Source organism: Hahella sp. HN01, assembly GCF_018986435.1.
Classification (GTDB): Bacteria; Pseudomonadota; Gammaproteobacteria; order Pseudomonadales; family Oleiphilaceae; genus Hahella.
On the sequence record NZ_JAHMIN010000004.1, the window covers coordinates 185,991 to 201,409 of the forward strand.

Consider the following 15,419-nt stretch of genomic DNA (forward strand, 5'->3'; position numbering starts at 1 on the left):
TCAGTCGAAATAGTAAGTGAATGAAGCGTTGATCAATTGGTCATCGCGCAGGGGATACAACGGATCGCTGTCGTCTGGGTCGTAACCGCGTAAAGTCAGTTCCATGGCGATATTGGGGGTCAGACGACGTTTGAAGTTGAGGTGATAGACCGCCGCGCTGTGATTGAGGTCCGCAATGGCCCCGACGATCAGCGTGCTGTCGTTGTAATCGTTGGAGGCCCAGCGCACGCCGACGAAGAGATCCTGATCGAAAGGCGTCCCCAGCGAGTCATCGCCGCGAGAGTCATAGATATACTCGGCGAAAACGCTGAGGTCCGCTTGTTCTTCCGGGCGGATAAAGGTGTATTCCGCGCCCGCCACGGCGGCGAAAAAGTCCGTCGGCAACGTATAGCGCGAGCTGGATTCTTCCGTATTGTTGTAAGCGAACTCGCCTTTGTACAACCAGCTTCCCGCAGTGCCCTGCACAGTAAAACCCGTGGTTCTCACCTTGTAATACAGTGGGCGTAAATGTCCGGGCTCGGCGCCGGGAACAAAGAGCGGGTCCTGGCGATAACCGTCGTAATGAAAGGCGGCGAGGTTCACCTCTCCGGTTACTTTCTCCACCCGCAGCGCGTAACTCAGGCGGTGATTGTCCCGATCATCGGTGAACAGGGCGTCGTCCTCGTCGAACTCCAGTTGTCCGCGGGTGGGATTCTCCCGGGCTTCGCGACTGGGCAGAGTGCGCTCGCGAAACCAGGGCAGCGCATACACTTCATACTGCATGGATTCCGCCTGATACGCGTAGCGAATGCTGGGGGCGCCGAGTTTGTCCTGGCCCGCAGGATCGCCGGCGATGTCGCGCTGGTTGATCACATCCGCCACCTGCAACGGCAGAACGTTCACTGCTTCCACAGTGCTCCAGGACACGTGACGCAGTCCGATATTCACGATGTGGCTATCGTGGAAATACTCGAAATCCAGTTCCTTGAAGTCGACGCGGTGACGATTGACGTCAACGAAATCCATGCGACCATAGGGCGTGGCTTTCAGGCTCCAGTTGTGCGGGAGGTAGGTGAACAGCTCCGCCGATCCCGCCAGCGCCGCATTGCCATGATCCTGAATCGGCGCGCCGTTCTGCGGATACCAGTAAATCTCAGGGCTGAGGTAGGCGCTGGTGACGGAGATGTCCGCAGCGCCGGCGCCGAGGGGCAGGGCGATGGCTAACGCCAGGGTCGCCGCGCCCGCTCGCTGTGACGCAAATCGCAAGTGTGAGTGCCTGGGCATGAGCATCCCTTTCGCCGCCGAGGTTAAAAGCGGCGCAGGGTGTCGTTGCTCACCCGGCTCAGGTTGAAGCTATTGAACTCGCCGCCGTCAGCGGCGCCAAACACATAGTCGCTGAGCTGCAGAATGGTTTTCTTCTTGTTCTGCAGGTTCACCATCTCAAAGTGCTTGGGACGCCAGAAGCGGTTCTCGTACTTATTCCATTCGCTCAGCGTCAGGGTTTTCAGCATGTCGCCCTTGGCGTCGTAAAACTCGATGTAACTGGTCTGATAGTTACTCTTGTCCACATGGGTGACCTGCTTGCTGTAACCGGAATAGCCATACACCGGCGTGCGTTCCACCACCCAGTAATCCGGCGTTTCGCTCAGCAGGTTGTACGTGTATTTGGACAGTTCCGTGGTGGAGATATCTTCCCAGCTGAACTCGGAGCCAACGAAAGATCCCGACTTGTTCTGCGCGTTGATCTTCTTGGTGCGTTTGATGGTGGGCATGAACAGCCACTGATTGTCCGCGCCTTCGGACTGTTCAAAGGTAAGCATCACCGTGCCTTTGATGTCGTTGGGCTCGACGAAGATACCGATGGTTTTATCAGGCACCCCGGCTTCCTCCATCATTTTTTTGATTACCAGGCGCTTGCTGGTGCGGCCCTGGGCGTCCACCAGGGTCATTTCCATGCGCGCCTCGGTTGAGGTCCAGCCCTCGTCAATCAGGTACTGATGGGTGTAAATCTCCAGTCCTTTTTTCTGGGACTCGGACTGATGGCGCGCGGCGATCGGGTCCAGATATCCGTTGATGTTTTTCTCGTCGTAATTGCCCGCCTGAACCGCGCCGGCCGTCAGCGCCGCCGTCAGAAATGCGATGGAAAGTGCTCCTCTTTGCATGATGAATCTCCGCTGATTCCTGTGTGACCGCCGCCGGTCATCCCGCGACTCAAGCGTCGTGGGGCCGGGACAGGTGATTGATGACGTATCGGTTGGACACTACGGGTTTGAAATAACGCGCAGCGATCTTTTTGTGCTCGGGATTGTCGATGAAGCGTTGCAGGTAGTGCTCCGACTTGAAGGTCCAGATGGAAATGAAATCTCCATAACTGACATCGGGTGACACCGCTGATAAGGATTCTTCTCCCTGCAGCCGATGTATGGGGCCGCAATCCATGCTCAACAGACCTTCAGACAGGGCGGCGAGGCGATTGAGCGCCTGCTGAAAACTGTCGATATCCGCGGCGGAGGCGTCGTCCTTGAACTTCACCATGACAATGCGCTTGTAGGCGCCGCTTTCCCGGTGAGCCCGGAACAGTCGGCTGCGCAACGAGCGCAATGCGGCGGCGGGGGCGAACTTGCGTTCTTTTTCGGTGGGAGCGGAGGCGTTTTCCGTCGCCTGAATGAGAAACCGCTCGGCGGCTTCGGCGAACTCCTCCGCTGTCTGACGCATGAGTCGCCAGAGAAAGCCGTCGTTTTCCGTCCAGGTCGCCGCGCCTTGGGTAAATAACCGGGACAATCCTGTCTCCGTTCTGAATTTACCCGTCTCTGGTTTGAATCTCATACTGGGCTCCACTTCCGAAATGCGCCTGATGCATTCCTTATCTCTCGTTAATTCAAACACTTAAATAAAGCGTTCCAACTTTGCTATCGGCCAAATTCTTAATGAGCGGGGCGCCTCTGAGCAACCGTTAATGGTGAGACATTGTGTCCCGATTTTGGTTGTAGCCAACGAGAAGGGGAGTCAATTAAGGTTTTTCAAACAGCGAAATCACGGATTGCAGGCTCATGTTATTCATCGAAGGCGAATACGAAACCATAGAAGACTGGGTAGCCGATGCGGACACCGGATACTTCAAACGCACCAAGCCGGGCTCGCAACGTCAGGACGCCGCGGTGCTTTCGAAACTGCTGCGTAAACGCAAGGCGTACAAACGCTTCCATGCGGACTGCGTCATTCCGGAAACGGATGTGGAGTACATCCTGCAGCAGGCCAGCCTGTCGCCTTCGGCCTTCAACATACAGCATTGGCGCGTGATTCGGGTGCGGCGCCAGGCGCTCAGAAACGAGATTCTGAAAGCGGCCTGGAATCAAAAGCAGATCAGCGAAGCGGCGGAGATCCTGGTGGTGTGCGCCGATAAGAAAGCCTGGGCCACTCCCGGCATGCCGTTCTGCCACAGCCGTAATCCCCAGGACCGTGCGGCGTTCGCCAACATGCTGCGTTCCATATACGCAAACAATCCTGCGCTGGAGAGAGATGAGGCCATGCGTTCCGCGAATCTGTTCGCCATGTCGGTGATGTTGATTGCGGAATCGCTGGACTATCAAAGCTGCCCCATGTCCGGGTTCAACTACAAACGGGTTTCCGAGCTTCTGCATCTGGATGAAGACAGAGTGGAGATCGCCATGATTCTGACCATCGGCAAAGGCGTCAGCCAGCCGGGGACAGGCAAAAGGCGCATTCCGGCGGCCCGTTTCACCCATGAGGACAAGTACCGGGATTGAACGGCGGGCGCAGGGACGCTTCGGCGGACTCCACTGCGACAACAATTAAAAGCACGCGAAACGAAGACTGTCTTTAGAAGGAGGCACTGTGGACACCATATTCATTATGGGCGCAACCGGATTCATCGGCGAGGAAACCGCCAGAAGCCATATCGCCAAAGGCAATAAAGTACTGGGACTGGCGCGTAGTGAAGCCAGCGCCGCCAAATTGAGATCCATCGGCGTCACGCCCGTCATGGGCGATGTCTACCGCCCCGAAGAGTGGCTGTCAAAGCTGCCCAAGATCGATTACGCCATCAATGTGCTGGGCTTTTTCACCGACGGCATGCCGGCGCGTTTCAGCGTCAGCCACGCGGAAAAGTGCTGCGAGAAATACACCCGCTGGATCAAAGTCACTATCGATCTGGCGCGCCGAAAAGGCATCAAAGCGGTGGTCAACGTCACCGGCACCACCATCTTCGAAGACATGGGCTTGGACTGGGTGACGGAAGAAACCCCCATTCGCTATACCCCCTCCGGTTTCAACCGGGTTGCGACGCCCGCCACCAAGCTGTGCCAGCAGGCGATTGCCGAAGGATTGCCGTTGATCATCGCCGTGGCCCCCAGCGTGGTATACGGCGACAAGCCCACTTCCTCCTTTGACGAAGTCTTCGTCAAGCCGCTGGAAAAAGGGCAGATGGGCGTGGTCGGCGACGGCAAGAACTACATCACCACCGGACACGTGGAAGATGTCGGTCGCGCCATCGCGCATATCACTGACGTCAAWTACGCCGGCGAATTTTTTCACATCGCCGACGACCAGCCGGTCACTCAGCGCGAATTCGTCACCTCCATCGCCAGAGCGCTGGGTAAGACGCGGGTGATGACCATGCCGAGATGGCTGGTGGCGATCCTGGGCGGCAAGTGCGCGGTGGAGTTCATGACCCTGTCCCAGCGCATCAGCAACGCCAAATTGAAGAGCACCGGCTTCACCCTGAAACACCCGCGTTTTCTCGATGAAGTCGGCGATGTGGTGCGCAGCATGAGACGCGCCCGCGCAGGTCAAAAACTGCAGGCGTCGCCCGCCTGATTCCCGCAACGCCAGCAAGGAGACAAACATGGATTTTCGCTTTATCAACAATCGCCTGGATGAGTCCATCGCCATTCTGGAACTGGACGATCCGTCCGCCAACACACTGACTTACGACCTGCTGCATGAACTGGAATACAAGTTCCTGGCGCTGGAGGCGGACCCGCAGGTGCAGGCGATCGTCATCACTGGCAAGGGCGCGCGCTTTTTCTCCGGTGGAGTGAACATCGGCATGCTGTTGACCGCAGGCAAGAAGTTCAACTCCAACTTCATTCTGTACGCCGCGGAAGTGCTGGAAGCGATCACTCATTCCAAGAAGCTGATCGTCGCCGCCATCAACGGCAACATCACTGGCGGCGGGCTGGAGCTGGCGCTGGTGGCGCACAAGCGGGTGGCGGTGGAAGGCGAGTACAACATCGGTTTCCCGGAAGTGCGCCTGGGCGTTATCCCGGGGATGGGCGGCACGCAACGTCTGACGCGTCTGGTGGGACCGCAGACTGCGCTGGAAATGATCACCCAGGGGCAGTTCATCAGTGCGGAGCGTGCGAAAGAGATCGGTCTGGTGGACGAGATTTATCCCCAGGAAGGCTTCCTCAATCGCGCCATCGCGTTCACCCGCGAGCAACTGAACGCGCTGAAACCGGCGCCGACGCTCTCCAGCGAAACCGGCGCGGCGCTGGCGCAGAGCCTGAGCACGCCGTTCCCCGAAGGATTGGCGACCCTGCGCAAAGAGAACGGGCTGGCGGTGATTACTTTGACCGAAGCCAGCGTCTCGGCGGATGCGTTCTCCACATTGCGCGCGCTCAACGAACGGCTGCTGGAGGCCCGCATCGACGAAGACGTATACGCCTTGGCGATTGATCTGTCTGCGGGCCTCCTGCGAGCCGACGAGCTGATTGATAACGATGACTTTGTGGTCGAGTACGGTCGCAGGGTGTTCTCCCGCATCGACGGCTTCGCCCGCCTGTGCGTGCTCTACTGCAACCGCGCCATGTCGGAGCTGGAAATGGAACTGGCGTTGGCCTGCGACTTCCGCTTCTGCGACCAGGCCGGATTGACGGCGGAGGTGGCGCTGCCCACGGGCGAGCTGGCGATTCTGCAACGCTATCCCAGCCAGCTTCCCGCAGCGCTCGCCGGCAAACAAGTGACGTTGGCGCGACTGGTGGAAACAGGTCTGTTCCGTTGCATCGACGAGGAAGATCCTCTGGCCTGGGTGGCGCGTTACATGACCCGGTTTCTGCCGCCCAACGGCGCCAGCACCGCCATCGGCTACGCCAAGCTGGCCATCAGTAAAGGTTATGCGGAGAGCATTCCCTCAGCGCTGCTGCTGGAGCGCCACCTGCAGGAGCAACTATTCATCGGCGCGGACAGTCAGGAAGGCATGAGCGCGTACATCGAAAAACGCACACCAAACTTTAAAGGGGCATAGGAAAATGGCCGCCATTAACGAATACACCATTGATAAGAAGTATCACGACGCGTTGATCGAATGGCAGCGCAAGAACTTCCCGGACATCGGTCTGCTGGAGAAGTATTGGGATGTCTACTTCCCGAATGATCCGGCCTGGCGTTTGACCGCCAAGCTCTCCGAAGTGAAAGCGGACCTCATCAATCAGGGCAAGTATCAGGGCGTGAAGAAGTACGCCACCGCCCGCGAGATGAAAGGCTCCATGCTGTATCAGGCGCTGCGCATCATCAAGGCCCAGTGCAGCACCGAGCTGGGTTCCATCCAGCAGCATATGGACACCGTGAACACCTGCTACACGGATAAGGCGAAGTTCAGCGTGCTGCGCATCATGGCGGAAGAGTTTCGTCACGCTTACCAGATGTTCTGGGTGTTGTCTCACGACCCCAGCTGGTCCACCACCGGGTCCAGCCGCATCGCGGAAAACACCCTGGACGAGCTGTTGTCCATGAACACCGGCTCCCATGTGCTGGACGCGTTCAACATTCCTTTTACGGACTCGCTGGATAACGTCACTTTCGCCTGCTTCATCGACCGGGTGGGGCGCTTCCAGCTCACCATGCAGGAAGAGTTCGCCTACGCGCCCATGGCCGCCAGCATGCGTCCCATGCTGAAAGAAGAAGCCTTCCACCTGAAAACCGGTTGGGAAGTGCTGAAGGAAATCTGCGAAATGGCGGCGGTAGGCGAAGGCCCTTGGACCCTGGCGGACATCCAGAAAAAGATCAATCTCTGGTATCCCCGCGCGCTGGAAATGTTCGGCAGCGAGGAGGGCGGCGAGTCCAACCTGGAATTCAGTTTCAAAACCATGTCCAACAAAGAGGCGATTGGCGGTTACATCAAAGAGATCGAGTGGCTGCTCAACTCTCTTAACGCGGCCATCTTGCAGCGTCGACATCCTGAACTGAGCAAGGAGCAGGTGCGTCTGATGGCGAAAGAAACCGCGATTCTGCGGCTGCCTTCGACTCGCTTCCTGCGCTTCCGCAGCGGCGAGGGGATACATGAGTCCACTTTCGATGTGGATGGCAATCGCATCAGCCCCTTTGAATACATCAATTACCTGACCCGTGTGCTGCCGGAGAAACTGTGTAGCACGGAGTACTTCAGAAGCTACACGGACAGGATTCGTCAGGCGCTGCCGACCATGACGGCGGCGTAGACGGGGACCTTGGACAGACACGGCACATTAATACGGATGGATAAAGTTATGTACGACGTTGCAATCATCGGATCAGGATTCGGAGGCGCCGCAAGCGCCATCATGCTGGCGAAACTGGGCCACACTGTGGCGCTGATTGAGAAGGGCAAGCACCCGCGCTTCGCGCTGGGCGAATCGACTACGCCCATCATGAGTAAGACGATTCGGCATCTGGGTCAGAAATACGACATTCCCGAGTTCGTCAATCTGGCCAGTTACGACACCATCATGAACGCGCACATGCCGATCACCTGCGGACCCAAGGAGCTGTTCCACTACTTCTGGCATGAACCTGGATTGTCCTCCGCCAAACTGAGCAATGGCGCCGTGCCGGAAATCATCGTGCAGACGCCGGAAGTGGACACGCAGTTGTACCGTGCGGAGAGCGACAAATATCTGGTGGACGTGGCGATCAGCTACGGCGCGGATTATTTCGAGGAAACCACCGTTGAAGACATTGAATTCAATGACGACGGCGCGGTGATCAAGTGCTCCCGTCCAGACGGAAGCGCCAGCGAAATCAAGACCAGGTTCATCATCGACGGCACCGGCCATCGTTCGCTGATTTCCCAGCGTTACGACCTGATTGTGCCGCAGGAAGAACTGGATACGCCGCTGAAAAGCCGCAGCATTTTCACTCACTTCAAGGATATCGGCGACTTCGAAAGCAGTCTGGAATGCGATGACGCCTTTATCGGACGCACCCCGGTTCCGCGTATTCGCGGCACCCAGCACCACTGCTTCGACGGCGGCTGGATCTGGTTCATCCCGTTCGACAACGGCGTCACCAGTGTGGGGCTGAACCTGGATATCGACACCTATCCAATCAATGACAAAACCGGGGAAGAAGAATTCTGGGAGATCATCGGACGTTATCCGATTGTCGAAAAGATGTTGAAGGGACGCGAAACCTTGATGCCGTTTATCAAGACCAAACGCATTCAGTTTCGCACAAAACAAGCGGTCGGCGATCGTTGGGCCATGTTGCCGGGTTCGGCGGTAGGAGGTGATGGTTGGTTTAGCACCGGACTCGGCTTTACCTTACTTTGCGCACATCGCATCGTAGACATGCTGCATACCAAGATGCTCAAGGACGACGACTTTTCCCGTCAATATCTGGAGAACTACGAAACCGCGCTGTTCAAGGAGTGGAAGTACGTCTGCCGCATGGTGGACGGCATCTACAAGAGCATGCGCCACTTCGAAGTGTTCAAGTACTACTGCTTCTTCTGCTTCATGGGCGCGGAGAGCTTCGTGCACCGTGGCGGCATCAAACGTCCGCACGATCTCAAGTTCCTGCTGCTCAACGTCGGCGACGACAACTTCGTCGCCAAGTTCGAAGAGTTCTACACCATGGTGAAGGACCTGCATGAACGCGATGAGGTGACCCAGGAGCAGCTCGATTATCTGCGCGATTTCGTGCGCTTCGAAATGAAAGACTACAACTACCGGGATTACGGCAACCCCATTTACGGCGGCGTGCACCGTCGGTTGGACAAGTCATCCCGATACTTCGCGGAATTGGCCTGATCAACTGAGAAATGACCACGGAGAGGACAACATGGTTGCGAGTAATCTTGATCCTATAAGCGTTGATGTCGTCGTAGTGGGCGGAGGCATCGCGGGGTGCTGGACGGCGCTGAAGCTGTTGCGCAAGGGTATCCCCACCGCCATCGCCTTTTACAGCGATAGCGATCGGGGCGGCAAGCTGGGCGCTTCCGCCTTGTCGGTGGGCGCCATCAACACCTCTCCGTTGACGCGCGGGGATTATCTGGAATGGTTGACCGACCTGGGGCGCGGACAAGAGCACTCCGACGTCGGCGCCATCACCAGAAATCACCTGGCGTCGGAACTGGATGCGCTGCTGGAGTTCGACGCGCTCAAGAACATCCAACTGGGTGTGGCGCTTAAATCCGGTTCCGGTCGACATCTGTTGGCGCGGTTGCTGCAGGAAATCCGTTATCTGGGCGGCGTCGTTTTAGACAACGCCTGGGTGACCCGCATCGTCGCCGACGCCAAGCGTTGCCATGGCGTGCAGTATCAAAGCGGCGATCAAATCGGAGCGGTGTACGCCGGCGCGGTGGTGCTGGCTTCCGGCGGCTATTCCGGCCTGTTCCATGGTTCGGTGAAAACCGGCACCTACGGTTCCGTGCACGGTCGTCATCTCGCCGCCGGCGGCTGGTTGAGCAATCTGGAGTTCGTATTCAAACACGGCTACGGACAACCGGACCTTGGCACCCTGACGCCGACGGAAGAACTGCCTGGCGCGGAAATCTATGACGAGAACGGCGAACATGTGGACTGGCTGGAGCAGGAACTGTTCTACGGACGCGGCACCAGCAACCACTTCCAGGCGTTCATGACCTGGCGTAAGGGCGGCGATCTCAAATACTACGTGGACTTCCGCTATCGCGAACTGCACCGCAGCATCAAACGCATCGCCGTAGTCGGCTCCGACGACATCGAAGATATCTGTGCGGACAAAGAAGCGCTCATCGCCGGTCTGGTGGAGCGCTGCCCGGAAGCCAGTCAAGACGCTCTGCGGGAGATTCTGGAAGCGGTGAACCGGCATGAACGGGAATACAACTTTGAGACGTTCAGCGAGATCAAGGCGCTGGTCGCGGACGCTTATCCGGTGGATCGCAGCCGCATTCGTCAGATCTCCTATTTCTCCATGGGCGGCGTGGCCCACCACAAATTCAAAACCAACCTGAAGAACGTGTTCGTGTGCGGCGAAGCCATGCACGACTACGGCGCTCATCGGGTCGGAGGGTTGCCGTGGGCGTTGTATCTCTGCGCCGCCAAAGTGATTTCAGAAAAGATCGACTTGCTCAAGCGGCAGGGACATTTGCTGTCTACGCCGTTCGAGCTGGATGACAAAGCGTCCGCCTATGACAAGAAGTTGGTGGCGGAGTTGCAGCAGGGATTGCAGCGCTATCAGGAAAGCGGCGTGGATGTGGAAGGCGCGGCAGCCTTCGCCGACTGGATTCGGGATCAACGACGCACGCTGACGGCGCAACACCGGGAACTGGATGACGTGGTGGCCTATCTGCTGGTGGGCGAGGCCATTATGCGCTCCTCCCTGGCCCGGCAGGAAAGCCGCGGCTGTTTCTTCCGGGACGATTTCGGGGATGAAAATCCCGCCCTGAGCTCACAACGGACGCTGACCCGCTATGACTCAGAATCCGATGAAGTACACGCGGAGCTGATCAGCGCCGAACAACTCTCCGCAATGATAGACAGAGGGCGATTAGCGATGGACGACAAATCTTTGATAAGCAGCGCGGCCACAAAAAACGCGGCTTACTTTCTGTTGAAAAAGCATGTTGAAACCGGACTTGGCGGCAAAGCGGCGGTGGAGACGCTTGACGTTTCATACACTTACGACGAACTGTGGAGCCTGACCAGTCGATACGCCGGTTTCCTGAAAGCCAGCCGCATCGACGAGGGCGACCGTGTGGCGTTGCTGCTGAACGACCGTCCCGAATATCTGGCGATGTTCCTGGCGACGCAGCAAATCGGCGCCATCGCGATCCCGCTCAACACCTTCTCGAAAGAGCAGGAATTGACCCATTATCTGGAGGATTCCGGGGCCAAGCTGCTGATCACCGAGGCGGAACTGGTGGCTCGTTACTCCGTAGAGCAGATCAACGAGCAGACCCATGTGGAAGTGGTCAGCTACGAGGACATCGCCACCTCCCGCATGGAGCCGGTGGAGGATATTCTTCCGGTCAGCGATGAAACCATCGGCTTCATTCTCTACACCTCCGGCAGCACTGGCAAACCCAAAGGCGCGATTCATCGCCAGGTGAGCATGGGCTTCAGCGCGGAGAATTTTGCGCGCAAAACCCTGAAGATCAACGACCGCGACCGTATTTTCTCTTCCTCCAAGTTGTTCTTCGCTTATGGACTGGGCAATTCGCTGTACTTCCCATTGTACTTCGGCGCCACCGCGCTGTTGTGCAGCACCAAGGCGGCGCCGGAAGTGATTCGCGATATTTTGGGGCAACTCAAGCCGACGGTTTTCTTTGCGGTGCCGGCGGTGTATCGCGGCATCCTTGAAGGCGGCGGCGCAACGGAAGACAACTTCCGCTCCGTACGCTTGTGCGTCAGCGCCGGCGAAGCGCTGCCGATCAAGCTGGCACAACAGTGGTGCGCCGCCACCGGCGTGGAAGTGCTGGATGGCATCGGCAGCACTGAGGCGTTGCATATCTTCTGCGTCTCCAACCATTCCTCCGCCAAGGAAAGCTATTACGGCCGCGCTGTGCCTGGCTATGAGCTTTGCGTGTGCGATGAGAACGGCAAAGTCCTGACGGAAAACGCCATCGGCGAGCTGCGGGTGAAAGGGCCTACCCTGGCGCAGGGTTATTGGAACAATCCCGCCAAGACGGCGGAAACCTTCTACGACGGATCGCTGTTGACCGGCGACCGCTACTTCGCCAACGACAAAGGCGAGTATGTCTTTGTCGGCAGACATGGCGACACCTACAAATCCTCCGGCCTGTGGGTTTCCACTCTGGAGATCGAAGCGGTGCTGGGTGAGCTGGCGGCGGTGGCGGAGTCCTCCGTGGTGGTATTCCAGGGCAACGACGGGCTATTGAAATCCAAAGCCTATGTGGTGGCCCGGGAAGCGGAAAGCTTCGAGGACAAACAGCGGGTGGAGACGGATACGCACCGCTTCCTGCGGGAGCGTCTGCCTAAATACAAAACCCCTCATTGCGTGGAGGCGCTGGACGAACTGCCCCGCACCGCCACCGGCAAAATCGCCAAGGCGATCCTGCGGGATATGGCTCAGGAAGTCATCTGGGCCAGACCGGTGAGAGAAAGCGCTCCAGAACGGGAGCTGAACATGGCGCAGTAGCGCCGCACTCTAAACGCCGACGTTGGGATGGGCCCGGCGCGGCGGACTAATAAAAAAACTTCCCCCAAAGAAACTGATTCCGCCTACGGGCGGAGGAGGTGGGGGGCTCTAAACAATACTCTTACGGAGAGAAGTAGAATGAGCTTCAGTAACCCAAAGTACTATTCAAACACGGCCACACTTTACAGCGCGGCTTTGGATGAGGGTGACTACCACGATTGGAAAGACTCCATCATTACAGGCCTGATGGGATTCATCACCCCGTTCCCGGAGAAGATGCGCATCAACCGCGCGTTTGTCCGGCAGATGTACGAGGGCTACCAGCAGGAAGGCTTCAACAATATTCTGGATATCGGCGCCGGCCCCATTCCCCGAGGTCATGAGTGGGCGACCGAAGCCAATATCATGTACGTCGATCACAACCCGGACATCGTTGAGCATGCGCGCAGAAAACTGCCCGCCGGCGCCAGCGCAAGATACGAAACCTCCAGCGTCGGCGCGTTGCCAGGGCTGCTGGAAAAAGGTCTGGTGGACGGCTTCTTCGATGATTCCAGAAAAGTGGCTTTCGGTTCCAACGCGGTGTTGATGTTCGTGGACGACGCGGAAATCAAGAGCACCTTCCAATACCTGTACGACTGGTGCGCGCCGGGCTCCGTGCTGAAAATCAGCACCACCGGCATCACCGGATCGGAGAGCGACCTGCGCGCCAAGTTCATTCGCACCTTCTTCAAGAAGGTCAATGCGCCCATGCACATTCGTAACGTGGACAAGTTCTGCGAACTGTTTGCCCCCTGGAAAGTCACGCGTCGCCCCATGCCGTTGTGGGAGTGGGTGAACTGGCCGCCTTCCAAAATGACGGCGGGCATCGGTTTCGATATCTACGGTATTGAACTGCGTAAAGAGTGATTCGCGTCAGGCATGCCGAGCGGTTCGCCCGCTCTTCCCATGGATCGCGGTTAACGCACGAGGAATAAGATATGGATAACATACACAAGGACATCCCTTTCGGGAGTCCGGTTCAGGTGGGGCAGGGCGTATTCCTGCTGAAAATGCCGCTGCCGTTTCGCCTGGATCATATCAACCTGTATCTGATCGATGATCAGGACGGGTGGATTCTGGTCGACACCGGCCTGAATCATCGCGCTGTGCGTGAGACATGGGAAGCGTTGGCGGATACGGTCTTCCAGCAAAAGCCGATCAAGAAGATCCTGATCACCCATCTGCATCCGGATCATATTGGTCAGGCGGCCTGGCTGCAGCGCCGCTTCAAGGCGGACGCCTATATTTCCGAAGGGGACTGGCTGATGGCGCAGCGGCTGTGGTTTTCCCCTGCGGAAAGCGCGATTCCCCGCTACGCGGCGCACTACCGGGCGTTTGGCGTGGACGGGGAGCGCTTCGAGCAACTGATCGAAAACCGCGGCAACTATCAGCGTCTGGTGAAGGAACTGCCTTTACAGGTCAAGTTCCTGCGCACTGGCGATATCATCAGCGCGGCCAGCGGCGACTGGCGGGTGGTCAGCGGCAGCGGTCATTCTCCAGAGCATCTGTGTCTGTGGAATGAGGCCAGCCGTGAGATGATCACCGGCGACCACGTGTTGCCGAAAATCACCCCGAATATCGGCATTATTGTGGGCGGTCTGTCTAACCCACTTGAAAACTACCTGTTGTCCCTGGAGGATTTTCTGGCGATTGATTGCGCCAGATATTTCCCTGCCCATGGACTGCCTTCAGAGAACTACCATGAGCGCATCGCTGAGATCAAAATGCATCATCATCGGCAGTTGCAGAAACTTTTGAGCGGTTGCGGCGAACCGACCACTGTGTTCGAAGCGGTGGGCATGCTGTTCAATACGGAACTGCCGCCTCACCAGTATATGTTTGCGCTGGGAGAGACCGCCGCGCACCTGCGTTATCTTGAAAGCATCGGGTTGATGCATCGCGAGGGCGAGAAAACCTGGTCTTTCAAATCCGTCTCCCAAGCCGACCAGCAGAGGGAGGAAACCGCCTGCGCGTCTTCGGTGTAAGGTCATGACGGAGAGGAGCAGCGGGGTGTTCAAGGTCAGGAAAGTTCTGGTGACCGGCGCGACGGGGTTCGCCGGGAGCCATATTCTGGAAGCGCTGAGTCGAGTCCCAGGAATCCGGCCTATCGCCGCCTGCCGTCATCCCGGCGCACTGCCGGCGGAAGTCTGTTGCGAAGTGCGCGAAGGCGATTTGCGTGACGCCAATTACATCAAGGATGTGTGCCGGGGCGTGGATGTGGTGATTCACGCAGCGGCCTGGACGTCTCTGTATGGTCATCGCGAAAGTTCGCAACGCCTGTATTTCCAGCCGACCCTCGGATTGATCGAGGCGGCGCGGCAGGCGGGCGTGAAGGTTTTCATCAACACCAGCACTGCTTCCGCCGCCGCGCCGGAGCGTTCCTCGGACCCCTATAGTCCAGGCGTCGAGCCTCCTTATTGGCCGCACCTGTGTAATCTGGTGCGCATCGAAAATATCCTGCGCGGATACGCTCGCGACTGGTTTAAGGTGATTAACCTGCGCATGGGGATTTATGTCGGGCGACGTTATCGCGTCGGTTTTCTGCCGATATTGCTGCCACGCCTGAAAACACGGCTGATTCCCTGGATTCGCGGCGGCAAAACCAGCTTGCCCCTGATCGATGGTCGCGATATCGGTCAGGCGTTTTCTCTGGCGGCGCAATGGACGCCGGGAGAAAACTTCGCCGCCTTCAATATTGTCGGTTCCGGCCCGCCCAGCGTGCGTGAAGTGATCGAATACATCGCCGACCGGCATCAGATTCCCAAACCCTGTTACAGCGTGCCGTTTCCCGTCGCCTATGGCGTGGGCGAACTGATGGAGCTGATTGATCCCTTGATGCCCTTTGACCCATTGGTTACCCGCAGCCTGATTCACTTGCTGGAGGAAACCGGGGCTGACAACAGCCGCGCGACCGCTGTGCTGGGCTATCAGCCGCAGATCGACTGGCGACGCTCCATTGACGAACAAATTGAAGAAATATGCCGCCAGAAAACCCTGGCGCCTATGCATAATTTGTTGGAGACCTGAGAGTCTGTTTAAATTAC

At 57.7% G+C, this 15,419-nt stretch carries 12 protein-coding genes; 9 read left to right on the forward strand and 3 right to left on the reverse strand.

Features of this window, described 5'->3' with window-relative positions:
- Genes KP814_RS05725 through KP814_RS05735 form a run of 3 tightly spaced genes read right to left on the reverse strand, consistent with a single transcriptional unit; the run spans nt 1 to nt 2,805 of the window.
- Nucleotides 1-1,263 carry a hypothetical protein gene (locus KP814_RS05725; protein WP_216735853.1) on the reverse strand — a complete coding sequence of 421 codons (1,263 nt, stop codon included), beginning with the start codon at nt 1,261-1,263 and terminating at the stop codon, nt 1-3.
- Nucleotides 1,264-1,286: 23 nt separating this feature from the next.
- The gene (locus KP814_RS05730) at nt 1,287-2,141 is read right to left on the reverse strand and encodes an outer membrane lipoprotein-sorting protein (protein WP_127969851.1); all 855 of its coding nucleotides are present in this window, start codon (nt 2,139-2,141) and stop codon (nt 1,287-1,289) included.
- A gap of 49 nt (nt 2,142-2,190) precedes the next feature.
- Nucleotides 2,191-2,805, reverse strand: a complete 615-nt coding sequence (locus tag KP814_RS05735; protein ID WP_216735854.1) for a Dabb family protein — start codon at nt 2,803-2,805, stop codon at nt 2,191-2,193.
- A 224-nt stretch (nt 2,806-3,029) separates the two neighbouring features.
- Between KP814_RS05735 and KP814_RS05740 the strand changes: the two genes are divergently transcribed.
- The 9 genes from KP814_RS05740 (at nt 3,030) to KP814_RS05780 (ending at nt 15,402) form a co-directional block, all read left to right on the forward strand.
- Nucleotides 3,030-3,746, forward strand: coding sequence for a nitroreductase family protein (locus KP814_RS05740; RefSeq protein ID WP_216735855.1), 717 nt, complete (start codon nt 3,030-3,032; stop codon nt 3,744-3,746).
- An 88-nt stretch (nt 3,747-3,834) separates the two neighbouring features.
- Nucleotides 3,835-4,815, forward strand: coding sequence for an NAD-dependent epimerase/dehydratase family protein (locus tag KP814_RS05745; RefSeq protein ID WP_216735856.1), 981 nt, complete (start codon nt 3,835-3,837; stop codon nt 4,813-4,815).
- A 28-nt stretch (nt 4,816-4,843) separates the two neighbouring features.
- Nucleotides 4,844-6,244: an enoyl-CoA hydratase/isomerase family protein gene (locus KP814_RS05750; RefSeq protein WP_216735857.1), complete on the forward strand. Its 1,401-nt coding sequence runs from the start codon at nt 4,844-4,846 to the stop codon at nt 6,242-6,244.
- Between the two features lie 4 nt (nt 6,245-6,248).
- Complete coding sequence (locus KP814_RS05755) at nt 6,249-7,436, forward strand: Phenylacetic acid catabolic protein (protein ID WP_216735858.1); 1,188 nt, start codon at nt 6,249-6,251, stop codon at nt 7,434-7,436.
- A gap of 48 nt (nt 7,437-7,484) precedes the next feature.
- Nucleotides 7,485-9,005 carry an NAD(P)/FAD-dependent oxidoreductase gene (locus KP814_RS05760; RefSeq protein ID WP_216735859.1) on the forward strand — a complete coding sequence of 507 codons (1,521 nt, stop codon included), beginning with the start codon at nt 7,485-7,487 and terminating at the stop codon, nt 9,003-9,005.
- Between the two features lie 31 nt (nt 9,006-9,036).
- On the forward strand, nt 9,037-12,336 hold the full coding sequence (locus KP814_RS05765; protein WP_216735860.1) for a benzoate-CoA ligase family protein: 3,300 nt from the start codon (nt 9,037-9,039) through the stop codon (nt 12,334-12,336).
- A gap of 138 nt (nt 12,337-12,474) precedes the next feature.
- Nucleotides 12,475-13,242, forward strand: a complete 768-nt coding sequence (locus KP814_RS05770; RefSeq protein ID WP_216735861.1) for an SAM-dependent methyltransferase — start codon at nt 12,475-12,477, stop codon at nt 13,240-13,242.
- A gap of 71 nt (nt 13,243-13,313) precedes the next feature.
- Complete coding sequence (locus KP814_RS05775; protein WP_216735862.1) at nt 13,314-14,360, forward strand: MBL fold metallo-hydrolase; 1,047 nt, start codon at nt 13,314-13,316, stop codon at nt 14,358-14,360.
- A gap of 4 nt (nt 14,361-14,364) precedes the next feature.
- Complete coding sequence (locus KP814_RS05780) at nt 14,365-15,402, forward strand: NAD(P)-dependent oxidoreductase (RefSeq protein ID WP_216735863.1); 1,038 nt, start codon at nt 14,365-14,367, stop codon at nt 15,400-15,402.
- The last annotated feature ends 17 nt before the right edge of the window (nt 15,403-15,419 follow it).